This window comes from Rhodopseudomonas sp. P1 (genome assembly GCF_039642825.1).
In the GTDB taxonomy this organism is placed as follows: domain Bacteria; phylum Pseudomonadota; class Alphaproteobacteria; order Rhizobiales; family Xanthobacteraceae; genus Rhodopseudomonas; species Rhodopseudomonas palustris_H.
Genome location: NZ_CP088006.1, coordinates 2,455,059 through 2,478,507, shown reverse-complemented (window position 1 = coordinate 2,478,507; position 23,449 = coordinate 2,455,059). Strand labels below are relative to the sequence as shown.

The window sequence follows — 23,449 nt, the reverse complement described above, 5'->3', positions numbered from 1 at the left end:
TTGCCGGCGGACACCTTGTCACGGCCCGGGTCTCGCTAGCTCGCGAATCACTTCAACGCGCTGATGTGAAATCGAGCCCCGAGAGGTCGCTTAGCAGTGGTAATCGAGGAATGGACGGACGTGTCCGCCCCCACCATCACGACAAAATATTGAGGACGGCGAAGGCCGCCTCCCCGCCTCTCCAACTCAGCAAGTTTGCAATCGATCACGGTCACTTAGCAGCAACTGCTGAGATCAAATCGGAGCCTGGTGACTCGCCTACTAAACGTCGCCTCGTATTGAATTTGTTTACGCTCTGTTAGACTCGATCGACCTGTCACAACCAAACCGCGGCGCATGTCACCGCAGAACTGGGCGGCCATGATTCAACGCGTTCTTGGCATCATCGCTGGCGTCGATCGCAAGACTCTTCAGAGCTGCCCGCCCTCCGACAAATTATGGGCCACGCATCTCGGTGCATCGCTCTGTCTGTCGTTCGTGGTCGTGCTCGGCGTGTCGTTCCACGCCACCGGCTACATGATCGACAATATATGGACTCGGCTGCTGGTCTCGACGGTGATCGCGCTGACCGTGCTGATGTTCGACCGCGCGCTGTGCCAGTCTGACTGGTTCTATCAGGGCACGCTGTGGAATACCTCTGCGATCCAGTCGCGCGCCGAGGCGAAGCAGACAGCCTGGCGGTTCGTCCGCGTCGGCATCCGGCTGCTGCTGTCGTTCGGGCTCGCCTGGGTGATCGCGATGTTCCTGGAACTCGCGATCTTCTCCTCGACCATCAACGAGAAGATCGAAGCCGACCGCGTCGCCGCCAACCAGCCGATCTACGACAAGATCGCAAGTTTCGAAGCCGGGCTGAACGCCGAAGCCAAGCGCCGGCTCGCCGACATCGAACAGCTCGAGGCGCTCCACCGCGACGCCCTCACCGAGCAGCCGAAGCCGGAGCCGACCACCCAGGCCCGCACCGAGGACATCGAGCAGCAGATCCGCGCGCTGGCGACCCGCGAAGCCGGCATCCGCGCCGACATCGCCGAGATCGACAAGACGATCCAGCGCTACATCGCCGACATGAACGCCGAAGAGTTCGGCCTGAAAGCCACGCCGAACAATTCCGGCCGCCCCGGCGCCGGCCCCCGCTACGAATTCGCCAGGAAGCAGCGCCAGGCTTTCCAGGCGCAGCGCGCCGAGCGTGAAGCCGAGATCGCCCAGCTCCACGTCCGCCGCGACGACCTCCGCGCCGCTCAGGCCAAGATCACCGCGGATGCGCTGGGCGCCCGCGAGCAGGAGCGCGGGGCGATCAAGGCGCGCGCCGATGCGCTGCAGCAGCGGATCGATGCGGCCCGCGCCGACCTGAAGCAGTTCGAAGTCGACAAGGCCGCCAGCGTCGCCGACTTCCGCAAGAAGGTGATGGCGGACTCCTATTACCAGGAGAAGAAGGACAAATTCGATCCGCTGACCCGGATCGCGGCGTATCAGGAATTGAAGAACGACCCGCGTGACGGCGCCACCATGACGCTGTTCTCGTGGATGACCCGCTGCTTCATCATCTTCCTGGAAATCGTTCCGGTGGTTGCGAAAATCTTCTTCTCGCCGCCCAGCGTCTACGCCGCGAAGATTCAGGCGCAGGTCGAACGCGCGCGGCAGCGCATCGAGAACAACGAAGACCTCGAGGACGAAGCGCCGAAGCCCGCTCCGGCAGCCGCGGTGGCTGCGGTCGGCCAGCCAGCGGCGCCTGCTGCCGTCGCAGCCGCGCAGCCACCGGAACAACCACCGAAGCCACAGCCTGTGGCGCCGGAGCCGGTGCGCGCCGAAGAACCGCCCCCCGCACCGCAGCGCCCGGCGGAGCGCCCGCGCAGCTTCGAGCATGCGTCCTACGATGACGAAGCCGAGTACGAGGAGATGCGCCGCCGCGACGATCGCCGCGCCTACGAATGGCGGCGCTACGGCGGTCGCGACAGCGATGGCGGCTATGACGAATACGATCCGCGTGAGGTCGAACGCCGCGAGTTCGCTCGCCGCCACGACTACGACCGCTATGACGACCGGCCGCGCCGCGCCACCGCTCGGCGTGCCCAGCCGCAATTCGTCGCACGGGACTATGCGGTGCGCGACTATGGCGGCCGTGACTTCGCCGAACCGGACTACGAAGCCAGCGACATCGACGTCCGCAATCTGATCATGCCGCGGCGCGGGTCAGCGCGGCGCGAGGCCTATGCGGTCGAACCGGCCGCGCGGGTTCGGGTCCCCGTCGATGACCGCGCGATGGCCCGGAGCGCTGCCCTGGAGCCGGCCGCCGAACGCAGCCTGCGCTGGCCGGACGGCATTCCGGTCGACGACCACAATACCCGCGAACTGGTGCGTCAGGTGCTGGCCGATGCCGGCTCAGCCGCCCGCGCCGAACCATTGCGCAGCGAACCGGTGCCGACCGAGGCGCCGCGCGTCGAAGCCCTGCGCCCGGTCGAGGCTCCGCGCCCTGAGCCCGTCCCCAGCGAGCCGGCCGCCGTCGAGCTCGCGACGCCCGAGCCCGCGACAAACGAGCCTGCTGCCGCAGAGCCTGTCGTCGTCGCAGTGGCCGAACCGGCAGCCTCGATCCCGGTCCCAGAGCCGGCCATGACGGTCGCTGAAGCACCGCCGCAGGCGCTGGAGCCGGATGTCCTGCCGAACGTGCTGGCGCGCACGCGTCCGGCCCCGGTGGAGCAGCCGACGCCCCAGGCGGCGATCGCAAGCGACACCGCGACGGCAAGCATCGGCAGTCCCGAGGCCATCGGACCGCAGTTCAAGTCCAGCGGCGACGTCGAGAAACTGATGACCGACGCTGTCGAGCAGGCCCGGCCGCGCAAGAAGGCGGCGCATCCTCGGCGGGAGCATCACGCCGAAGGCGAAGCCGAATTGCCGCTGGAGCACAAGGTGCGACACGAGACGCCGCCGCAGGCGTAACGCCTGCGGAATTAGAGCCGCCCCAACAGAAAACCGCCGCGCGGCTCAGCCACGCGGCGATTCTTGTTTCTGACAGCGGTCTAACGAGGCCCGCGAGCCAGAAGACCAGCGCCCTTTGCGGCGCTTGCTTTCCCTCTGCCCTCGCCTCGCCGTTATAGCGAGCGTTTGAACAGGTGCCCGATCTCGCCGACGATGCCGCGGCGGAAGGTCAGCACGCAGGCGACGAAGATCACGCCCTGGATCACCGTGACCCATTGGCCGAAGCCCGCAAGGTATTGCTGCATGGCGATGATCACGAAGGCGCCGACCACCGGGCCAAACACCGTCCCGAGGCCGCCGACCAGCGTCATCAGCACGATTTCGCCGGACATCGACCAGTGCACGTCGGTCAGCGAGGCATTCTGCGCCACGAAAACTTTCAGCGCGCCGGCAAAGCCGGCCAGCGTGCCCGACAGGATGAACGCCAGCAGCTTGTACTGGTCGGTCTTGTAGCCGAGCGAGATCGCCCGCGGCTCGTTCTCGCGGATCGCCTTCAGTACTTCGCCGAACGGCGAGTTGATCGCCCGGTAGATGATCAGGAAGCCGAGCAGGAAGCCCGCCAGCACCACGAAATACAGCGTGGTGGCGTTGGACAGGTCGATGAAGCCGAACAGCTTGCCCTGCGGAATGCCCTGGATGCCGTCTTCGCCATGGGTGAACGGCGCCTGCAGATAGATGAAGTACAACAGCTGCGACAGCGCCAGCGTGATCATCGCAAAATAGATGCCTTGGCGGCGGATCGCGATCAGCCCGGTGACCACAGCCAGCGCGAACGAGGCGCCGGTGCCGGCGATGATCGCCAGTTCCGGCGGCAGTCCCCACACCTTCAGCGCATGGCCGCTGACGTAGCCGGCGGTGCCGAGAAACATCGCGTGGCCGAACGACAGCAGGCCGCCATAGCCGATCAGCAGATTGAAGGCGCAGGCGAGCAGCGCGAAGCACAGTCCCTGCATCACGAAGAACGGATAGACGCCGGTGAACGGCACCACCACCAGCAGCGCGGTCATGATGCCGAACGCGATCATCTCGTCGCGCACCGGGCGGCGGGTCGTGGTCGGGACGGAATTCTGCGTAATCGTGGTCATGTCAGGTTGCCCGTCCAGTCAGGCCCGAGGGTTTCACCAGCAACACCAGCACCATCAGCACGAACACCACGGTGTTGGAGGCCTCGGGGTAGAAATACTTGGTCAAGCCCTCGATCACGCCGAGGGTGAAGCCGGTGATGATCGAGCCCATGATCGAGCCCATGCCGCCGATCACCACCACCGCGAACACCACGATGATCAGATCGGCGCCCATCAGCGGCCGGACCTGGTTGATCGGCGCCGACAGCACGCCGGCCAGCGCCGCCAGCCCGACGCCGAGTCCGTAGGTCAGCGTGATCATCCGCGGCACGTTGATGCCGAACGCCCGCACCAGTGTCGGGTTCTCCGTGGCGGCGCGCAGGTACGCGCCGAGCCGTGTGCGCTCGATCAGGAACCAGGTAAGCAGGCACACCACCAGCGAGAACACCACCACCCAGCCGCGATACACCGGCAGATACATAAAGCCGAGATTGATCGCGCCGCGCAGCTGTTCGGGGATCGCATAAGGCAGGCCGGACGAGCCGAAATAGTTCTGGAACACGCCCTGGATGATCAGCGCCACGCCGAAGGTCAGCAGCAGGCCGTACAGGTGATCGAGCCCGGACAGCCATTGCAGCAGCGTGCGCTCCATCACCATACCGAACAGGCCGACGATGATCGGCGACAAAATCAGTGCCCACCAATAGTTCAGGCCGAGCAGGTTGAGCAGGAAATACGCGCAGAAAGCGCCCATCATATACAACGCGCCGTGCGCGAAGTTGATGATGTTGAGCATGCCGAAGATCACGGCAAGGCCGAGGCTGAGCAGCGCATAGAACGAGCCGTTGATCAGGCCGACCAGAAGCTGCGCCAACAGAGCGGGGACGTTGATATCCATCTTGCTCTCAGTCTTTCGTGGAGGTCACCGGTCCCGCCGTCAGACGCCGAGATAGGTGTGAAGCTTGTCCATGTTGGCTTCGAGCTCGGAATTGGCGAAGCCGTCGATGATCTTGCCGTGCTCGACCACGTAGTAGCGATCGGCCACCGTGGCGGCGAAGCGGAAGTTCTGCTCAACCAAGAGAATGGTGAAGCCCTGCTTCTTCAGCCGCGCGATGGTGTGGCCGATCTGCTGGATGATCACCGGCGCCAGACCTTCGGTCGGCTCGTCCAGCATCAGGAACCGCGCCCCGGTGCGCAGGATGCGGGCGATCGCCAGCATCTGCTGTTCGCCGCCCGAGAGCTTGGTGCCCTGGCTCTTCAGCCGCTCGCGCAGGTTCGGGAACAGTTCGAAGATCTGATCGAGCGACAGCCCGCCGGGGCGAACCTGCGGCGGCAGCATCAGGTTTTCGCGCACGTCGAGGCTGGCGAAGATGCCGCGCTCCTCGGGGCAGAACGCGATGCCGCGGCGGGCGATCTTGTCCGACGACGCCCGGCTGATGTCGGTGCCGTCGAACGTGATGGTGCCGCTGCGCTTGCCGACGATCCCCATCACCGCCTTCAGCGTGGTGGTCTTGCCGGCGCCATTGCGGCCGAGCAGCGTCACCACCTCGCCTTCGCGGACGTCGAAATTCATGCCGTGCAGAATGTGGGATTCGCCGTACCACGCCTGCAGATCGCGCACGCTCAGCATCGCTGCGCCGGCAGCCGACTTTGCGGGCCGTTCCATTGTGGTCGCCTCAACCATGGCCCGCTCCGAGATAGGCTTCCTTGACCCGCTGATCCTGGGTCAGGTCGGTGTAGTTGCCTTCCGCCAGCACCTGACCGCGGGTCAGGACGGTGATGACGTCCGACAGATTGGCGACAACGCTCAAATTGTGCTCGACCATCAGGATCGTGTACTTGGCCGAGATCCGCTTGATCAGCGCCGCGATCTTGTCGATGTCCTCGTGCCCCATGCCGGCCATCGGCTCATCGAGCAGCATCATCTCCGGATCGAGCGCCAGCGTGGTGGCGATCTCCAGCGCACGCTTGCGGCCGTAAGCCATCTCGACCGCGGGCGTGTCGGCGAACTCGCTCAGCCCGACGTCATCGAGCAGTTCCCGCGCCCGGTGGTTGTACTTGTCGAGCACGCTCTTGGAGCGCCAGAAATCGAACGACGACCCGTGCTGCCGCTGCAGCGCCACCCGCACGTTCTCGAGCGCGGTCAGATGCGGGAACACCGCCGAGATCTGGAAGGAGCGCACCAAGCCGAGCCGCGCCACGTCGGCCGGCGCCATCGCGGTGATGTCCTGCCCATTGTACAGGATCTGCCCGGCGGACGGTCGCAGGAACTTGGTGAGCAGATTGAAGCACGTGGTCTTCCCGGCCCCGTTCGGACCGATCAGTGCATGAATGTGACCACGGCGGACCCGCAGGTTGACGTCCCGCACGGCAAAGAAGCCGGCGAATTCCTTCGTCAATCCATTGGTTTCGAGGATGATATCATCGGCCAAGCAACTTCCCCCCATCGAACGCAGGCGGTGCCGGCGCAGACGTCCGATGTCTTCTTTTTTGGAGCCGGTGCTCGGAGCGCCGTTGGCGCCCGGCCCGTCTTTCTGGCCCGACTATGCCGCTATTCGCGAGCCTTGTGCAAGATGCAAAGCTGGGCAGCGAAAAAGACGGCATCCACTACCGCGAGCTATGGGCCGGCGGCCGGCAGATCGACCTTCAGCCATTCGACTGCCAGGCTGACGAAGTCGGCGAAGGTCAATTCCGTAGGGTCGAGTTCGGCATGACGACAAACCTGCGGCAGGGCCGTTTCGAACAACTGATACCTGCGAAACACCTCGGCGCCGCCGGGAAGAGTCCGGCCGGACGCCGTCCGCAACCAGTTCCGGACCGCCGCAATGGCGCGTTTCTGCTCGCCGCCATGAGCCTGGATATCCTGGCCGGCAATGTCGGACATGAATTTCTGGTAGCGATAGCGCTCGGTGTCGAGCACCAGGCACGTCTTCTGCCGCTGCACCCGTCCGCCGCACCGCTTCACACCTAGGAACATGCCGAGTTCGAGCGGCATGTTGAACCGCGGTAGTTGGGAGTGGTCGTCGAGCTCGGTTCGGGAAAGATCGTGAATTCCGAAACGGCAACGCTCGATGATCGAGAAGATCTTCTCGATCCGCGGCTGGCTGCCGTCATCGATCTCAAGGGCGCATCTTGCGCGAAATCCGCACAGAATGACGGTGAAGACGATCGCGTTGAAGAGAGGCTTGTATTGGGAATCGAACGGGCAGTTGACGAAGACGCTGTCGTCGTAGTCGGCGGACTGCTTACTTAGCTTTCGCGCCATGCACTTCGCGCACCGCCTTGCGGATGTCCTTCAGGGAAGCGGAACTCGGTCGCTGCTTGGGCTGCAACAGGGTGACCTTCGTCGCTTCCTCGCGCGACCGTGCGGGAGGTACGTACCGAATGAATCGCCCCGTCTCGGCGTGCCGTTTGTTCGTCATACGATTAAGAATGCAATATCCCTGGTCAGGTTCAAGCCCTAATCGAACACCTCGGCATAGGCTTCCGGGCGGAAGCCGACCAGCAGCTTACGGCCGTGCTCCAGCACCGGACGCTTGATCATCGACGGCTGCGCCAGCATTAGCGCGATCGCCTTAGCTTCGGTCAGCCCCTCTTTGTCCGCCTCGGGCAGCTTGCGGAAGGTGGTGCCGGCGCGATTGAGCAGCGTCTCCCAGCCGGCCTGCTTCGCCCAGCGCTCGAGATGCTCCCGGTCGATGCCCGCGGTCTTGTAGTCGTGGAACGTGTAGCTGACGCTGTGGCCATCGAGCCAGGTCCGCGCCTTCTTCATCGTGTCGCAGTTCTTGATGCCATAGAGGATGGTGGGCACGCGCAGGCTCCGCAAGATTGAAAGCAATCGACTCGCATTCAGGCCGCCCACCCATCAGCCGTCAAGCGCGATGGCCGCGCTGTGCATGAACTCGCGAAAGAAGCTGGGAAGAAAGTCTGAGGCTGCGGAACGGCACCTGTCACATCGGTTTCATCCAGCGCTCCTAGAGCGGGTGGAATGCGGTTCTCTATGCCGCCCAAACCCGTGAGATGCCTGCGATGTCGACCGAAATCCTCCGCCTCAAGCACAAGCTCGACACGCTGATCACCGAGATCGACGAAGGCAGCCGCGAGCGGCTGGCCGGCTGGGCGGATCAGATCCATCGTCCCGGCTTCGGCCCCAGCGCCGCCAACCTCGCCCACTATCTGGCGCTGCGTCACCACGATCTGCGCCCGCTGCAGCACGCCCTGATGGCGCTGGGGCTGTCCTCGCTCGGCCGGCTCGAAAGCCGGGTGATGCCGACGCTGCTCGCGGTGCGCGCCACCCTGGCGGCGCTGGCGGGCGAGCCGGACATGCTGCGGCCGTCGTCGAAGCAGTTCTTCGCCGGCGAGCACGATCTCGCCAGCCGCAGCGCCGAGCTGTTCGGACCGCTGTCGGGCGCCCGCCACTCCGCCCTGCTGGTCACCTGCCCGTCCGAAGCCGCCGACGATCCGACCTTCATGCTGCGGCTCGCCGAGCGCGGCGTCGAGGCAGTGCGGATCAACTGCGCCCACGACGATGCCGCCGCCTGGCAGCGGATGATCAATCACCTCCATGTCGCAGAGGAGGCGACCGGGCGTCGGATGAAGGTGCTGATGGATATTGCCGGCCCCAAGATCCGGACCGGCGCCGCGCGCACGCCCGACGGCCGCGACCGCATCGTCACCGGCGATCTGGTGGCGATCGTGGCGCAGGGCGAATTCGAGCGGATTGATCTCGACGACGAGCATTTCGCGGTGGAATGCACCTTGCCCGATCCGCTGACCCGCGCCGCCGTCGGCGCCCGGGTGTTCGTCGACGACGGCAAACTGTGCGTCCGGATCGAGCGCAAGACGGCGTGGGGTCTCGTCGGCCGCGTCACCGCCACCGCCGACACCGGCTTCCGGCTGAAGCCGGAGAAAGGCCTGAACTTCCCGGATACGCCGCTCGACATCCCGGCGCTCACCGCCAAGGACCGCGCCGACCTCGATTTCGTCGCCGCCCATGCCGACGGCGTCGAGTTCTCGTTCGTGCAGTCGGTCGGCGACGTGAAGATGCTGCAGGCTGCGCTCGCCGAACGCCGGCCCGACGACTGGCACAAGCTGTCGCTGGTGCTGAAGATCGAGACGCCAGATGCGGTCGCGCACCTGCCGGACATTCTGGTCCAGGCCGCCGGCCGCCAGCCGACCGCGGTGATGATCGCGCGCGGCGATCTGGCGGTCGAGATCGGCTTCGCCCGGCTCGCCGAAATGCAGGAAGAGATCCTGTGGATCGGCGAAGCCGCCCATGTCCCGGTGATCTGGGCCACCCAGGTGCTCGAACATCTGGTGAAGAAAGGCACGCCGTCGCGGGGCGAAATGACCGACGCCGCGATGGCGGCACGCGCCGAATGCGTGATGCTGAACAAGGGCCCGTATCTGTTCAAGGGGATCACCGAGCTCGATACGCTGCTCGGCCGGATGGCCGACCATCAGCACAAGAAGACGCCGCAGCTCCGGCGGCTGCGTAGCTGGGGGTGAGCGCAATCACTTTCGGTATCAACCTAAGGTTGACTCTATAACTCCTTCGTTCACTCTATGTTCCCAAACGGGCAGAGCCGCTGTGCCGGCCGGAGTGAGCGGAGGAAATCATGAGGCAGCAGACGGCTCGATTTGCAGCCGCGATCACCCTGCTGATGACCTTGGGCGTGACGGCAGCGCCGGGGCACGCCGAAGAGGCTGCGGTCGATCGGATCGACGCCGCGCTGCAGAACATCACCAGCATCGTCCGGGCCAAAAAGGTCGGCTACGCGACGATCTGGGACGGCAACAAATACATCCAGTGCCGCCGCCTGCCGAGCCGCGAGATGCGCTGCGAAGCTGCCGGCCCGACGCTGCAACCAACGTTGAAGCACGTCCTGACGATCGAACGGCAAAATCGGCTTGCGGCGCTCGGCTGGACCATAGATCCGGCTTTCGGCAACTACGCGAAAGTATTTCCGGCCGACGCGCCGACCGGCCAGATCTCTGCGGACATCTTACGCACGCTGACTGATGCCTACGACATCAACCTTCAAGACCTCGAACTGAAAACCGACTGGGTGATCGACATCCCCTGCCCGCCGCGGAACGGGCCGTCCCAGAATCTCGCCGGCATGGTCAGCGGCGCACCGTCGATGCGTTCGACGGCGCTACTCACTTGCTCCTATGCGGCGAACCCGCAGCCGCAGACCGCCGAAACTGCGGAAGCGCTGATCAAGCTGTACGGTCCGTCGGTCACAGCAGAGATTCAGCGACTGCGGGTGAACGCGGCACATCGGGTCTATGCGGTGTTCGACAGCGGCATCGGCTACATCCAGTGCATGCCGGAAACGCCGCCGGTGGCGCTGTATTGCGAGGCCGCGTCGGCCGAAAGCTGGGCGGCGTTGAGCGCCGTCCTGAATCCGGATCGCATCGCCCGCCTGACGGCCGCCGGCTACAAGGAGCCCGGCCGCGCGCCGAACTACAGCAAGAGCTATCCGCTGACCCTGACGGATGCCGCGATCGCCGCCGAAATCCTCACATTGCTGCACGACGTCTACAACTACACCGGCGCGTCCAAGCTCGACGTCAAGACCGAATAGAGCCGCACACGCGGCCATTGCAAACGCTGTCGCCACTGCGTGCATCGCAGCAACCGACTGATCACAACTTCACTAGCTGGCTCGCTTCGCTCTCCCCTCGGATGCACGCGATGGTATCATCGCGAAAAAACGACGCCGCATCGCGACGCAACAATGCTGTCAAAACAACAGCCCATGGGAGGACCAGCATGCTCGACACCGCACCGAACGGCAAAGTCACCACGCTCCTCGGACAACTCGACGACGCGCTGAGCGCCGGCGACATCGACCGCGCGGTCGATCTGTTTCAGACCGACTGCTACTGGCGCGACCTGATCGCCTTCACCTGGAACATCAAGACGATGGAAGGCAAGGATCAGGTCCGCGACATGCTGACCGCGCGGCTCACCGATACCAAGCCGTCGCATTGGCGGATCGCCGACGGCGAGGACGCCGCCGAGACCGACGGCATCGTCGAGTGCTTCATCCAGTTCGACACCGCGCTCGCCCGCGGCGTCGGCCATCTCCGCATCAAGGACGGCCGGATCTGGACGCTGCTCACCACCATGGCCGAACTGAAGGGCTTCGAAGAGCCGCAAGGCTTTCAGCGCCCGATGGGCGTCAAGCACGGCGCCGATCCCAGCCGCAAGACCTGGAAGGAAGAACGCGACGCCGAAGCCGCCGAACTCGGCATCACCCGCCAGCCTTATTGCGTGGTCGTCGGCGGCGGCCAGGGCGGCATCGCGCTCGGCGCGCGGCTGCGCCAGCTCGGCGTGCCGACCATCATCATCGAGAAGAACGAGCGCCCAGGCGACAGCTGGCGCAAGCGCTACAAGTCGCTCTGCCTGCACGACCCGGTGTGGTACGACCACCTGCCCTATCTGCCGTTCCCGCCGAACTGGCCGGTGTTTGCGCCGAAAGACAAGATCGGAGACTGGCTGGAGATGTACACCAAGGTGATGGAGCTGAATTACTGGGGCTCCACCGTCTGCAAGCGCGCCTCCTACGATGACGTCGCCAAGGAATGGACCGTGGTGGTCGAGCGCGACGGCCAGGAGATCACGCTGAAGCCGAAGCAGCTGGTGCTCGCGACCGGCATGTCGGCCAAGCCGAACATGCCGAAATTCGAAGGCATGGACGTGTTCAAGGGCGATCAGCATCACTCCTCGCAGCATCCCGGGCCGGATGCTTGGAAGGGCAAGAAAGCGGTGGTGATCGGCTCGAACAATTCGTCGCACGATATCTGCGCGGCGCTATGGGAAGCCGGCGCCGACGTCACCATGGTGCAGAGGTCATCGACCCACATCGTCAAGTCGAACTCGCTGATGGAGCTCGGGCTCGCCGGGCTCTACTCCGAGCAGGCGGTGCAGAACGGCATCACCACCGCCAAGGCCGACCTGATCTTCGCCTCGCTGCCCTACAAGATCCTGCACGAATTCCAGATCCCGATTTACAACGCGATCCGGGAGCGCGACGCCGAATTCTACAAGCGCCTGGAAGCGGCCGGCTTCATGCTCGACTACGGCGACGACGATTCCGGCCTGTTCATGAAGTATCTGCGCCGCGGCTCGGGCTACTACATCGACGTCGGCGCCTCCGAACTGGTGGCCGATGGCCGGATCAAGCTGAAGAGCGGCGTCGACGTTCAGCGTCTGACCGAACATTCCGTGATCCTCAGCGACGGCACCGAGCTGCCGGCCGACCTCGTCGTCTATGCCACCGGCTATGGCTCGATGAACGGCTGGGCCGCCGACCTGATCTCGAAAGAGGTCGCCGACAAGGTCGGCAAGGTCTGGGGCCTCGGCTCCAACACCCGCAAAGACCCCGGCCCGTGGGAAGGCGAGCAGCGCAACATGTGGAAGCCGACCCAACAAGAAGGCTTGTGGTTCCACGGCGGCAATCTGCACCAGTCGCGCCACTACTCGCAGTTCCTGGCGCTGCAGCTCAAGGCGAGGATGGAAGGCCTCCCCACCCCGGTGTACGGCCTGCAACAGGTGCATCACCTGGGTTGAGTGACTACCGCCCCCTGGGGAGCGGCTACGGCCACCCTCCGGCATCGCTCTGGCTTGTCGACCGGCGAAGCCCGCCCTATCTTACGTTCGTCTTACAGGGCACGACCAATGGCAGTACCGGCCGACAAGCTGACGACGATAGTCTCGACCAAGGGGCAAGTGATCCTGCCCAAGGCGATCCGGCAGCGCCGGCAGTGGCCGGCCGGCACCCGACTGACCGTCGAAGAGACGCCTGACGGCGTGCTGCTGCGCCCTGCTCCGCTGTTCGCTTCGACCCGGCCGGACCAGGTTTACGCCTCGCTACGCTTCGACGGGCCACCGAAGTCGCTGGACGACATGGCCGCCGCGGTTGCCGCGGAAGCACGGCGTCGTCATGCGCGCGATTGATACCAATCTGATCGTCCGGTATCTGACCGGTGATCATCCCATGCAATCCGCCCGAGCCCGCGCCACCATCGATGGCGAGGACGTCTTCGTCCCCACGACCGTGATGCTCGAGACAGAATGGGTGCTGCGCAGCGCCTACGGGTTCGATGGCTCCGCGGTATGTCACGCGCTCCGCAGCTTCGCCGGATTGCCCAGCGTCACGCTTGAGGACCCAGCGCTGGTCGCCGCCTCCCTCGACCGCGTCGAGGCCGGCATGGATTTCGCCGATGCCCTGCATCTCGGCTGCGCGGAAGCCTGCGATGGCTTCGTCACGTTCGATCAACGCTTAATCCGCGCCGCTAAGGCAGCAGGTCTCACAAACGTTTCGGCGCCCTGACTGGCGCCGCCCGCACTCACAACATCCCCGGCCGGAACAGTGATTTGCGGCTGATGGTCTTGCCGGCGACCATGAAGACGCCGTCGCCGGTGTAGTGCAGCGTTTGCGGATGTTTCGGCCGGGCGGCGACGTGGGCTTTGACGACTTCGAAGATGAAGAAGTTGTACTTGTCGACCAGGGCGTCGTCGTGCAGCCGACATTCGAACGCGGCGTGGCATTCGCCGATCAGCGGGGCGGCGACCGCCGTCGCCTTCTCCGCAGTCAGCCCGAAATGCGCGAACTTGTCGATCTCGGCGCCCGAGGTGTTGCCGATCCCGACCACGATATCGGTCAGCGCCGTGGTCGGCAGATTGACGACGCATTCGCCGGAGCCGCGGATCATCTCGAACGAGTGGTTGCCGCTCGAGATCATCAGACCGATCAGCGACGGGGTGAAATCCAGTACGACGTGCCAGCCGAGCGTCATGACGTTGTCCGCGCCGCGCCAATGCGAGCTCACCAGCACGATCGGCCCCGGCTCGAGATAGCGGCGCACGCCAGAGACGGGAAAGTCGGATTTGCGTGGATGCATCATCTTCCGCGTGCTCGATCTATCCGGGCAGTCCCTTATCAGCAGCGCATGCCGAAAGAATGACCTCTCACACCGTGATGTCCACGCCGCGGACTTCGCCCTGAAACCGCTGCATGGTTTGCAGCGCGGATTGCAGGCGGGCGAACAGGTCGGTGTCGTTAGTCTGCAACGCCCGCTCCATCCCGCTGCGCACCGACTGCATGAAATCGACTTTCTGGGTATTGTCCGGCGCCAAGGAGGAGCCGTCGACCGGAATGCTCACCGTCATGCTGATGAAGGTCGAGCTCTCGTCGAAACTCATCTCGCCGCTGGCGATCTTGCTGTTGATCCAGTCGAACAGCTGTTGATGGGTCATCTGGGTGAAGTCGGTCTTCTGCACCCCGCCGCTGCCCGGCTCGGTCGCCGCCGCACTGTCCGCAGAGGCGGACGCCGCCGATGCACCTGCGCTGCTGCGCGACGCCGCCACCAGCGAGGCCGCATACGATCCGATTCCAGAAATGTTCATCACGCGCCTTCAAACGTGTTTGGTCGAGTACATTCAAAAGCAACGCACGTGCCACCCTGGCCGCGGATGTTTTTGCAAACAACCGCAGCGCATTGCGGCACCACGTCAGCGGCGCCGCCCCGTCTGATGTCGGCAAGTCTTGCCGCCTGCACGACGATCTTGCCGCCTCACGACGGTCGCCAGCACTCGTCATTCAACAGCCCGACAGCGCAAGCGATCCGCGCCCGTTCAGCCACCGACCGCGGCGGCATGCTCCGCCGCCATCTCGGCATCGGCCTGTTCGACCCGCTGGAATGCCGGTCGCGCGGCGATCCGTTCGGCGAAGCGCACGAACACGTCCGTCTTCGGCACCAGGCCGAAATTCACAGTCCAGTTGAGTGCGATCCCCCACAGCACGTCCGCGGCGGTGAAGCGGTCGCCGAGCAGATAAGGTCCGGTCGCAAGCTGCGCTTCGAGCGCGCCGAGCATCGTATCGTAGTCGGCATAGGGCGACATCTCCGCCGGCCCGGGCTCGCGCTGCATGAACCTGTCGACCACCGCCGGCTCGAACGACGAACCGTAGTAAGCGATCCAGCGCAAGTAAGGGCCGCGCAGCGGATCATTCAGCGCGGGCGCGAGGCCGCCCGGCGAAAACAAATCGGCCAGGTAGATGGTGATCGCGACCTGCTCGGTCACCAGCGCATCACCGTGGCGAATGGCCGGCACCTTGCCGAGCGGATTGATCGCGAGATACGCCGGCTGGCGCTGCTCGCCGGCCTTCATGTTGAGGACGTGAAGATCGTACGGCGCTCGCATTTCCTCGAGCAGCACGCGCATGCCGGTGGCGCGGGTTTGCGGGGAATAGAACAGGGTGACGCGGTTCGGGCTGGTCATCGGGGGCTTCCTCGGCTGGACGGCGATGACACCTGCTTACAGCCCCATACCTGACATCTTCTGTCAGGTATGGTTGAATGAACCATGCGCGCGAGCCGAATGCTGTCGATCCTCACCACCCTGCAGGCCAAGGGCCGCGTCACCGCGCCGGAGCTGGCCGAGGCCTGCGAGGTGTCGGTGCGCACGATCTATCGCGACATCGACGCGCTCTCTGCGTCCGGTGTGCCGGTCTATGCCGACCGCGGCGCCGACGGCGGCTATCGGCTGCTCGACGGCTATCGCGTGCGGCTGAACGGGCTCTCGCAGAGCGAAGCCGGCGCGCTGTTCCTCGCCGGCCTGCCCGGCCCCGCCGCCGCGCTCGGTCTCGATGCGGCGATGATCGCCGCGCAGAACAAGCTGATGGTCGCGCTGCCGGTCAATCTGCGCGAAGACGCCGGACGGATGCAGGAGCGCTTTCATCTCGATGCGCCGGGCTGGTTCGGCGAGGCCGAACAGCCGAAGCACTTACGCGCCGTCGCCGCCGCGGTGCTGCGCGGCACCCTGATCAAGATCCGCTACGAGAGCTGGCGCGGCCAGAAGCGCCGCCGCGTCGCCCCGCTCGGCCTCGTGCTGAAGGGCGGCAGCTGGTATCTCGCCGGACAGGTCGACGGCAACGTCCGGACCTACCGGATCGCGCGCGTACTCGACTGCACGCCGCTCGACGACCGCTTCACGCGTCCGGCCGATTTCGATCTCGCCGCCTACTGGCAAAGCGCGACGCTGAGGATGGAAGCCGAGCTGCATCCCAACGTCGCGGTCGTCCGATTGTCACCGTTCGGCGTGACGCTGCTCGACGCGCTGAGCCAGCCCTATGTCCGATCGCGCACCAAGCTCGATGCCATCGCCGACGCCGACGGCTGGCGCATCGCCAAGATCCCGATCGGCAAAACATCCTGGCACGCGGCGTCCGAATTGCTGCGGCTCGGAGCGGAGGCTGAAGTGCTGGAGCCGGCAGAGCTCCGCGCGACGATCGCCGAGATGACGCGGGCGATGGCGAAGCGATACGACAACGAACTCACATCATGATGGTCACGCCGCAACGCAGCGACCAGGATCTCCCTGAGAGGCGATGACGCGATCCGGCCGCCGATTTCGGCACCGCGCGTGATCTAGCTCCGAAGAAAAAGCGCACCGTCGCGTGTTCGTCAGGCAGCGCTCGGCCCGGCGCGATCCGCCAGCAGTTTGCACCCGATCGCCATCGCCTCGTCGCGCGACGCGGCGAGCAACAGCGGGTAGCCCCAGAACTTCTGGAACGTGATGCCGAACGCCTTGAACGCGAGGCGCTTGGCAGCGCTCGGCTCGACGATGATCATGGCCAGCACGAGCTTCCGCAGCTCGGCCTTGTGCTTCTTCATCCACAGCGACGTCCGCTTTCGTTCCGCCTGCGAATGCTCATGGTCTTCGCTGGGAGCGGAATCGGTCAGCACCACGAACGGCTCGCCGCGCTTCAGATTCTCTTCAAACGCTGCGAAGTCCTCGTCATGGTCGTGACCGGGGCCGTCTGTATAGCTCATCCAGACGAACGGAAAATTCGAGTTGTCCATCGGCATGGCGGGCGTCCTTATCGGTCTGTCGTGCTGATCAGGCGGCCCGAAGCCGGAGCCACGACAGCGCGGTCGCGACTGCGCCGGGAAGCGTGACGGCCAACAGCACCAAGACAACGAGATGGCCGCCATCGCGGATGCCGTCGAACACGCCCGCGAGTGTCGTCAGCACCACGAGAATCCCGCCGAGGATCAGCGACGCCCAATGGGCCGCGCGTCGCTCGATCAGCGCCAGCAGAGCCGGGATCACCCAAGCACCGTAGAAGGCCGCGATCGTCCACACTTGCGCGGCGGTGAAGTTCAGCGGCGGCGTTGCCTCTTGCGCACCGGCATGCGCCATGTAGGTGAAAATCTGAATCATGCCGTAGATCGTCACGCCGACCGCCGTGATCAGCCAAACGAGCGGAAGTCGGAGTTGTCTGCTGTCGTCCATCCCAGGTCCATCCATCTACGATCGGTCAGCGGCGGCGAGCCGCGTCAACCAGAGCTTGGCCTCGACGATAGAGCGACGTGCAGCTGGCGTCATTGCGCAACCACGACATTGCATGTTTTAAACCGGCCAAATGGTTGTCGCAGCGAGCCCCGTGGATCGGACTCTCCGAGGAGATTGGTCATCGTATGTCGATGAGGTCCCGCGCGACCTCGTCGCAGCGAATGGTGTCGGCAGCCTCGAGAGCATCGAGCAATCCAAGCGGCATCGTCACGACAAGGCGCAGCTGCTGTATTGCGCCAGAGGCGTCATCAACTGCGAGGTCGAAGACGGCGTCTGGATCGTGCCGCCGCAATGCGCGATCTGGATTCCCGGCGGTCTGCCGCATGCGGCCTTCGGCTCCGGCGAGGTGGAGTGCATCTGCCTTTTCGTCGCGCCGGATGCGGCCGCGGACATGCCGGTCACATGTTGCACGATCGCGATTTCGGATCTGCTGAGGCATCTGCTGATCAGGGCGAGCGAGTTGCCGGAGCGCTACGACATCGATGGCCCAGACGGCCGCATCGTTGCGGTGATTCTCGATGAGCTCGCCAAAGCTCCGGTCGAGCAGCTCTGCCTTCCGATCCCCTCCGATCCACGGCTCAAGCAGCTCGCCGAGCTGCTGGTGTCATCGCCGGCGGACCATGCGACCGTTGCGGAATGGGCCGGTCGGGTCGCGCTCAGCGAGCGCAGCCTCAGCCGCATGTTGATGGACGAGATCGGCATGAGTTTCGGCCACTGGCGCCGCCAGCTCCACGTCATCCTCGCGCTGCGGCGGCTGAGCGCCGGCGAGACAGTCCAGACCGTCGCTGTCGACCTCGGCTACGAGAGCGCCAGCAGTTTCGTCACGATGTTTCGCAAGATGGCCGGCAAGCCGCCGATCCGCTATCTCGTAGAACGGCAGACAAGCGCTCCTCTTCCGAGGTCAGACTCGCCGCCCAAACCACGCCTTCGCCGGCATACGCACATCGCGTTGTCCCGCGTCCGCCCCTCCCGATGACTGCCAATCGCGCGCGTTGAGCGAGCAGCCCGATTAAAACCCCGTCCGCAGTGATGGCAAAACTGCTGTCACTGCCTGGTCCCCTATTGGAACTCGAAAAGCCTATGGAAATCGATGCCTTCTATACGTTCACGATCGCCGTCATCCTGCTTTTGACCGGCAAGATCGCGACACTGAACGCGCCGCTGCTGCGCAAATACTCCATTCCCGAGCCGGTCATCGGCGGGTTCCTGTGCACAGCGGTGGTTGCGCTCAGCTACGCGCTTCTCGATCGGCCGGTCACCTTCGATCTCGCGATGCGCGACTTTCTGCTTCTGTTGTTTTTCGCGGGCATCGGGCTGAAGGCCGAGGTCAAGATGCTTCTGGCCGGCGGCCGGCCCCTGGTCATCCTGCTGTCGCTCGCTGTCGTCCTGATGCTGATCCAGAACTTCGCCGGCATGGGCATGGCTTCGCTGTTCGGACTGGAAGCCAAGGCAGGCCTGATGGTGGGCTCGATCTCGCTGACCGGCGGCATCGGGACGACGCTCGCCTGGGCACCGACATTCACCGAGCGGCTCGGCATCCCCAACGCAATGGAATTGGGTGTTGCGGCCAACACGGTCGGCTTGATAGCAGCTTGCATGATCGGCGGCCCCGTGGCCGCCTTCCTGATGAAGCGTCACAGTGTCGCCGCCACCGACGATCCTGAACTCTCCATCGGCGTTTCCAATGACGGCCGTCAGCCCAGACTCGACTACTTCTGTATCCTTTGGGCCGTGCTGGCCTTGAACCTCGCCATCATCCTCGGGCTCGGCATTCATGATGCGCTGACACGCACAGGCCTGAACCTACCCGCCTTCGTAAGCTGCCTGATGGCCGGAATCCTGATCCGCAACCTCATGCCCATCGCCGTGAGTTCGCGCGTCCAAAAACTTTGGCCCGGCGTGGACGACGGGCTGGCGCTCGTCTCCGATCTCGCCCTCGGCCTGTTCCTGACCATGGCGCTCATGGGACTTCAGCTCTGGCAGCTCAATGGCGTCTTCACCTTCGTCGCCTCGGCCATTGTCGTGCAGATCATCCTGGCCGTCATCTTCGCCATATCGATCGTGTTCCGCTTGATGGGGAAGGACTACGAGGCTGTGGTGATCTCGGCAGGCTTCGGCGGAATCGCGCTGGGCTCGACGGCCACCGCCATTGCCAACATGACAGCGGTCACCCAGCAATACGGCGCCGCCCACCGCGCCTTTATCGTCGTGCCGCTGGTGTGCGGCTTCTTCATCGACATCGTCAACGCCCTGATCATATCCGCCTTTGTCGGTTGATCGGGCGGGGCATCACGGTTCGGGCATCCTTCGTGGATCTTTTTTTGGCGACGATCCGAGCGGCTTCGAGCAGACCATGGTGAGCTTCAGGCCGAAAGAACTGCCTACAAAATGCGCCTCATGGCCGAACGCGACGTCAGCGACGGCACGATCCCGGAGGCCGGAGATGTCTAGCGGCTCACCAAGCTGCTGGGCAGGCCGCTGCACACGTATCGGAACTTCGCGGCGGCGATGCTGCGGACGGGGTGAGCGGGCGGAGATAGCCGTCACTGCTTGCTCCGGTCCGGGTATCCCGACCAGAGCTTAGATCTCTGCCTTCAAATTCCTGAAGGCGTCCTCGATGTACTTGGCGAGCGGACGCTTGCCACCGTGTTCGAGCCATCGATCGACGCCAAGCCGCAGGGCGCCGATCGAGACCATGGCGACCAACCGCAAGCCGTCGCGGCGATCCTTCTTTGGCCAGATCTCGAACAGCGCGTCGGCAACACCTTGCTCGAATGTCTGATACCGGCTCTGAGCGCGAGTACCCAAGAACTCGCTGCCTGACACCAGCCCCGCGGTCGCAATCGTTTTGCGATCGCCAAACTTGGACGCGAGCTTGAGCAACGCGTTGCAAACCACATCGATGGGCTCGCCAGCCGATGAGCTCTGGAGCACAGCCGCCCTCAGTTCGTCCGTGCGTCGGCCAAGATATGCGGTGAGAATGTCGTCCTTGCTCGCGAAATAGTAGAAGAAGGTTCTGCGGGAGATGCCGGCGGCCTCGGCGATCTCATCCAGCGTCGTCGCATCAAAGCCCTTGTTGAGAAACAGCTCGAGCGCGGCGTCGGAAATGCGCTGCAAGGTCTCGCGCCGCTTTCGCTCGCGAAGGCCTTCCGGCTTCTCGGAAACGTCCTGTTTTGTCTGCAGCTCTTTCATGAGCGCCTTTTCCCATCAATTGCGCTCGAAGTAAAATTACACCTGAGTGCAATGTTTTCACAAAACGGCCGCACTTTTAAATTACACCCGAGTGCAATTATTCACGCATCTCGGAAACCATCCTTATGCCCCCTCCCGCGCCGTCCCTTCGCCGTTCGGCCGACTTCACCTGTTGCACGGCGGTGGTTCTGTCGGGATTAATGTCGGGATGCGCCACCGCCCCCCTGAACCGTGCCGGATCGCTCCACGGCTATGCCGATCTCAAGCCGTCGGACGGGCTCGTGACCCGCTCACTCCTGAAGGTGAGCCGGGAAGACGTACTTGCAGCAAAGACGGTGCGGATTGTTCCGACGGCGTTTCCGGACCCCGACGGTCGCGGGCCGCTCACGGCGACACAGCGCAGACTCGTCACGAATGCCGCCGACAGGACACTCTGTTATGGTTTGAGTGAGCGTTTTCGGGTCGTGAGCGCAGCGGAGCCGGCCGATCTCACCGTGCGAGCCGTCATCACCCACGTCACACCAACCAACACCGTGGCAGTCGGCCTCTCCAAAGGCGCGTTCGTGGCCAAAACAGTGCTTCTTCCCGGCGTCCCCTTCCCCATTCCGCGCATCCCGATCGGCCTCGGCAGCCTGTCGCTCGAGGCCGAAGCGACCGACGACCGCGGCAACCAAAAGGCTGCGATGGTCTGGGGCCGCGGCGCCACAGCGCTCGATCCGGGTCGGGTGGCCGAGGAAGGCGACGCCTATGGTCTCGCGGCATCGTTCGGTGACGATTTCAGCAAGATGCTCGTGATCGGGAAGACGCCGTTCCGTGGCCTCCCTTCAGCTCCGTCGGCCAACGCGCTGATGGCTGCCCTCGGCGCTGCACCCAAATATCCAGCCTGCGAAGCTTTCGGAAGGTTGCCCGGCGTCGTCGGCCTGCTCGGAGACGGCATCGGCCTGCCGCCCGGCTGGACAGACCAGGGAGGCAAACCAATTTCCGGCCCACAGACACTGGCTAACCCTGAAGCAGCAGTAACCGAGTGAAACGATGTCCTGCCGCCATTGTGCTTAGCAGCTGTACGAACAACCGGTCGACCCCGATCGAATATCGCCCACGGCGCGAAACCCTCCATAACGGAAGTTATTGATACATATCATTCACAACTCCAATCAAAATTGCGAATTGATGCCGACCAACAAACCAATCACTGTGCGATGGCATGGACAAGCCGAAACCCAAAAAACTGTTGATCAATTTCGAATTAGAGCAAGGCGATGAGATCCATCACGATTGGAAACCTGGAGAACCGGGTTTCAGGCTCTGGGTAACAAATAACGGAGAGAACGTCTCTCGACCAGTAAGCCAACTACTGCTCTATCAACGCGAGAAGAAACCGAAGATAATTCACCATATTAGATATCGAAGACCGTCTCACTTTTCAGCAAGAGCTGAAGATGCGCTTGCGCTGTATGAACAAGTGTGGGCGATCGACACCAACAGGCGTGACGCTTTTGACGTCACGATGAACGTTGCCGCCGTCTGCGCGCTCGATCCGGAAGGTGAGAGCAAGCCCAAAGATTGCGTTGGACTGGCATTCGGCAAAGTTAAGGGCAATCCGGAACTATTCGCCTGGAGGAAATTCATCGAATTTCTTTTACAAAACGAAATTATCGACCCGAGTAAACGCTACGCCCTCGTAGTCGACTCGGAGCTAAACAGGATTGATGAACTAAACCGCAGAACAATGCCGATACACTCAGAATTCATACTTCCCAATAATTTCGATCTCATCTACGCAACTGCAGATGCTGGCCGCTCACTCATCTTCAACAAAGCATTACGAAGAAGCGACAAGCTAGCAACCGTGACGTTGGGATCAATATCCAAACTTGCGAAGAACGCGCTCTTCTTCCAGAATGTCGAGGATGAGGACGCCTACAGGCCGGAAATATTCGTTTTTCAAACGCTTCGTGAGTATCTCGGCGCTATTCCCATTAGATTGTCCCCGGAGGCTTCGAAATTATATCGTACACTACGCGATTAACCCCCTTCGCCCGACCACAAGCCCGCCTGCGCCTCGCGGGCGGCCGCCTCCGACGACTCGTAGGCCTGCAAAGACCCGGCGACCGCCAGCGCCCACCCCGACCGCACGATCCAGTCCGCGACGCTTTCTGTGCCGACCGCACAACTCCCCAGCGACCGGCCGACCTTGTCGCGGCCAGCCACCTGGCAGGTCCACGGCTTGTCGCCGAAGCGCTTGATCAGCTCGTCGCGCGCCGCCAGGCCGCACGTCCACCCCGTCCCCTTTTCGTCGACACAGACCTGATCGCTGTCCGGCGCGTCGATACCCTGCAACCGGATTTTCGTGCCGTTGATGTCGATCGTGCCGCCGTCGAGGATCTTCGGGACACCTGCCAGTTCGATGGCGTCGTCAGCCGGCAGACAGATGTACTGCGTGCCCCGCATGCCCAGGCACTTCGCCGCCCCGGGCGCGAAGTCGATCTTGACGCCCGTCTCGCGCGACTTTCCATACGGTCCGCGATCGTTGATGCTGATCTGGCAGGTGCGGCCGTTCACCGGATTGGTGACCGTGACAGTGGTCTGCAGCGGATAGTCGTGCGACGCTGCCGTGAGGCTGTCGTGCCGCATCGGTTCCCCGCTGCTGGTCCGCGTGCCGATCGAGTACATCGAGGCGAGAACCTCCTTGCCGGCCCGCAATTGCCGGTCCGATGCACTAACCTGTGCACGGTATCCCAGCCGCCCGCCTCGGCACTCTGGCTCGCGAGCGCGACCACCACCGCAACCGCCCCGCCAATCGCCCCCTTCAAAACGCTCCGCATCAGTCCATCGCCTCGCAAGGCGCTTCGCATAA

Annotated in this window: 24 protein-coding genes; 11 read left to right on the top strand and 13 right to left on the bottom strand. The window is 63.9% G+C overall.

Features of this window, described 5'->3' with window-relative positions; all coding sequences use genetic code 11:
• The first annotated feature begins 360 nt into the window (after positions 1 to 360).
• A complete protein-coding gene (locus LRC39_RS11515; protein ID WP_346297347.1) occupies positions 361 to 2,931 on the top strand; it encodes a DUF4407 domain-containing protein in 2,571 nt (856 codons plus the stop codon).
• A 152-nt stretch (positions 2,932 to 3,083) separates the two neighbouring features.
• Here LRC39_RS11515 and LRC39_RS11510 read toward each other — a convergent pair whose 3' ends face one another.
• The 6 genes from LRC39_RS11510 to LRC39_RS11485 all read right to left on the bottom strand — a co-directional run bounded on the left by LRC39_RS11510 (position 3,084) and on the right by LRC39_RS11485 (position 7,842).
• The gene (locus LRC39_RS11510) at positions 3,084 to 4,055 is read right to left on the bottom strand and encodes a branched-chain amino acid ABC transporter permease (RefSeq protein WP_264076478.1); all 972 of its coding nucleotides are present in this window, start codon (positions 4,053 to 4,055) and stop codon (positions 3,084 to 3,086) included.
• Between the two features lies 1 nt (position 4,056).
• Positions 4,057 to 4,932 carry a branched-chain amino acid ABC transporter permease gene (locus tag LRC39_RS11505; RefSeq protein ID WP_107344180.1) on the bottom strand — a complete coding sequence of 292 codons (876 nt, stop codon included), beginning with the start codon at positions 4,930 to 4,932 and terminating at the stop codon, positions 4,057 to 4,059.
• Between the two features lie 39 nt (positions 4,933 to 4,971).
• Positions 4,972 to 5,718 (bottom strand): ABC transporter ATP-binding protein, encoded by a 747-nt coding sequence (locus LRC39_RS11500; RefSeq protein WP_264076477.1) that lies wholly within the window; start codon positions 5,716 to 5,718, stop codon positions 4,972 to 4,974.
• Positions 5,711 to 6,466: an ABC transporter ATP-binding protein gene (locus LRC39_RS11495; protein ID WP_107344178.1), complete on the bottom strand. Its 756-nt coding sequence runs from the start codon at positions 6,464 to 6,466 to the stop codon at positions 5,711 to 5,713. The genes LRC39_RS11500 and LRC39_RS11495 overlap by 8 nt, the downstream gene beginning before the upstream one ends.
• Before the next feature lie 185 nt (positions 6,467 to 6,651).
• On the bottom strand, positions 6,652 to 7,299 hold the full coding sequence (locus LRC39_RS11490) for a hypothetical protein (protein ID WP_346297346.1): 648 nt from the start codon (positions 7,297 to 7,299) through the stop codon (positions 6,652 to 6,654).
• A gap of 195 nt (positions 7,300 to 7,494) precedes the next feature.
• A complete protein-coding gene (locus LRC39_RS11485; protein ID WP_346297345.1) occupies positions 7,495 to 7,842 on the bottom strand; it encodes an ArsC family reductase in 348 nt (115 codons plus the stop codon).
• Between the two features lie 218 nt (positions 7,843 to 8,060).
• Between LRC39_RS11485 and LRC39_RS11480 the strand changes: the two genes are divergently transcribed.
• The 5 genes from LRC39_RS11480 to LRC39_RS11460 all read left to right on the top strand — a co-directional run bounded on the left by LRC39_RS11480 (position 8,061) and on the right by LRC39_RS11460 (position 13,375).
• Positions 8,061 to 9,539 (top strand): pyruvate kinase, encoded by a 1,479-nt coding sequence (locus LRC39_RS11480; RefSeq protein ID WP_346297344.1) that lies wholly within the window; start codon positions 8,061 to 8,063, stop codon positions 9,537 to 9,539.
• 110 nt (positions 9,540 to 9,649) lie between these two features.
• Complete coding sequence (locus LRC39_RS11475; RefSeq protein ID WP_346297343.1) at positions 9,650 to 10,621, top strand: hypothetical protein; 972 nt, start codon at positions 9,650 to 9,652, stop codon at positions 10,619 to 10,621.
• 188 nt (positions 10,622 to 10,809) lie between these two features.
• Complete coding sequence (locus LRC39_RS11470) at positions 10,810 to 12,612, top strand: NAD(P)/FAD-dependent oxidoreductase (protein WP_346297342.1); 1,803 nt, start codon at positions 10,810 to 10,812, stop codon at positions 12,610 to 12,612.
• 108 nt (positions 12,613 to 12,720) lie between these two features.
• Positions 12,721 to 12,999 carry an AbrB/MazE/SpoVT family DNA-binding domain-containing protein gene (locus LRC39_RS11465; protein ID WP_346297341.1) on the top strand — a complete coding sequence of 93 codons (279 nt, stop codon included), beginning with the start codon at positions 12,721 to 12,723 and terminating at the stop codon, positions 12,997 to 12,999.
• The gene (locus LRC39_RS11460; RefSeq protein WP_346297340.1) at positions 12,986 to 13,375 is read left to right on the top strand and encodes a type II toxin-antitoxin system VapC family toxin; all 390 of its coding nucleotides are present in this window, start codon (positions 12,986 to 12,988) and stop codon (positions 13,373 to 13,375) included. Before LRC39_RS11465 ends, LRC39_RS11460 begins: the two co-directional genes overlap by 14 nt.
• Before the next feature lie 16 nt (positions 13,376 to 13,391).
• On the opposite strand, the gene LRC39_RS11455 is transcribed toward LRC39_RS11460, so the two are convergent.
• The 3 genes from LRC39_RS11455 to LRC39_RS11445 all read right to left on the bottom strand — a co-directional run bounded on the left by LRC39_RS11455 (position 13,392) and on the right by LRC39_RS11445 (position 15,324).
• Positions 13,392 to 13,949 carry a flavin reductase family protein gene (locus LRC39_RS11455; RefSeq protein WP_346297339.1) on the bottom strand — a complete coding sequence of 186 codons (558 nt, stop codon included), beginning with the start codon at positions 13,947 to 13,949 and terminating at the stop codon, positions 13,392 to 13,394.
• Between the two features lie 64 nt (positions 13,950 to 14,013).
• On the bottom strand, positions 14,014 to 14,451 hold the full coding sequence (locus tag LRC39_RS11450) for a hypothetical protein (protein ID WP_346297338.1): 438 nt from the start codon (positions 14,449 to 14,451) through the stop codon (positions 14,014 to 14,016).
• Positions 14,452 to 14,679: 228 nt separating this feature from the next.
• Positions 14,680 to 15,324 carry a glutathione S-transferase family protein gene (locus tag LRC39_RS11445; RefSeq protein ID WP_346297337.1) on the bottom strand — a complete coding sequence of 215 codons (645 nt, stop codon included), beginning with the start codon at positions 15,322 to 15,324 and terminating at the stop codon, positions 14,680 to 14,682.
• A gap of 84 nt (positions 15,325 to 15,408) precedes the next feature.
• Between LRC39_RS11445 and LRC39_RS11440 the strand changes: the two genes are divergently transcribed.
• A complete protein-coding gene (locus tag LRC39_RS11440; RefSeq protein WP_346297336.1) occupies positions 15,409 to 16,389 on the top strand; it encodes a helix-turn-helix transcriptional regulator in 981 nt (326 codons plus the stop codon).
• A gap of 119 nt (positions 16,390 to 16,508) precedes the next feature.
• On the opposite strand, the gene LRC39_RS11435 is transcribed toward LRC39_RS11440, so the two are convergent.
• Complete coding sequence (locus LRC39_RS11435; protein ID WP_346297335.1) at positions 16,509 to 16,913, bottom strand: hypothetical protein; 405 nt, start codon at positions 16,911 to 16,913, stop codon at positions 16,509 to 16,511.
• 31 nt (positions 16,914 to 16,944) lie between these two features.
• Positions 16,945 to 17,340, bottom strand: a complete 396-nt coding sequence (locus LRC39_RS11430) for a hypothetical protein (protein ID WP_346297334.1) — start codon at positions 17,338 to 17,340, stop codon at positions 16,945 to 16,947.
• Between the two features lie 151 nt (positions 17,341 to 17,491).
• On the opposite strand from LRC39_RS11430, the gene LRC39_RS11425 reads away from it, so the two are divergent.
• The gene (locus tag LRC39_RS11425) at positions 17,492 to 18,376 is read left to right on the top strand and encodes an AraC family transcriptional regulator (RefSeq protein WP_346297333.1); all 885 of its coding nucleotides are present in this window, start codon (positions 17,492 to 17,494) and stop codon (positions 18,374 to 18,376) included.
• 104 nt (positions 18,377 to 18,480) lie between these two features.
• Positions 18,481 to 19,677 carry a sodium/glutamate symporter gene (gltS, locus tag LRC39_RS11420; RefSeq protein WP_346297332.1) on the top strand — a complete coding sequence of 399 codons (1,197 nt, stop codon included), beginning with the start codon at positions 18,481 to 18,483 and terminating at the stop codon, positions 19,675 to 19,677.
• Positions 19,678 to 19,980: 303 nt separating this feature from the next.
• Here gltS and LRC39_RS11415 read toward each other — a convergent pair whose 3' ends face one another.
• Positions 19,981 to 20,592 carry a TetR family transcriptional regulator gene (locus tag LRC39_RS11415; protein WP_013502946.1) on the bottom strand — a complete coding sequence of 204 codons (612 nt, stop codon included), beginning with the start codon at positions 20,590 to 20,592 and terminating at the stop codon, positions 19,981 to 19,983.
• 125 nt (positions 20,593 to 20,717) lie between these two features.
• Between LRC39_RS11415 and LRC39_RS11410 the strand changes: the two genes are divergently transcribed.
• Positions 20,718 to 21,620 (top strand): DUF3313 domain-containing protein, encoded by a 903-nt coding sequence (locus tag LRC39_RS11410; RefSeq protein WP_346297331.1) that lies wholly within the window; start codon positions 20,718 to 20,720, stop codon positions 21,618 to 21,620.
• A gap of 176 nt (positions 21,621 to 21,796) precedes the next feature.
• Positions 21,797 to 22,621 (top strand): hypothetical protein, encoded by an 825-nt coding sequence (locus LRC39_RS11405; protein ID WP_346297330.1) that lies wholly within the window; start codon positions 21,797 to 21,799, stop codon positions 22,619 to 22,621.
• Here LRC39_RS11405 and LRC39_RS11400 read toward each other — a convergent pair.
• Complete coding sequence (locus LRC39_RS11400) at positions 22,618 to 23,295, bottom strand: thermonuclease family protein (protein ID WP_346297329.1); 678 nt, start codon at positions 23,293 to 23,295, stop codon at positions 22,618 to 22,620. The genes LRC39_RS11405 and LRC39_RS11400 overlap by 4 nt on opposite strands.
• Positions 23,296 to 23,449 lie beyond the last annotated feature (154 nt).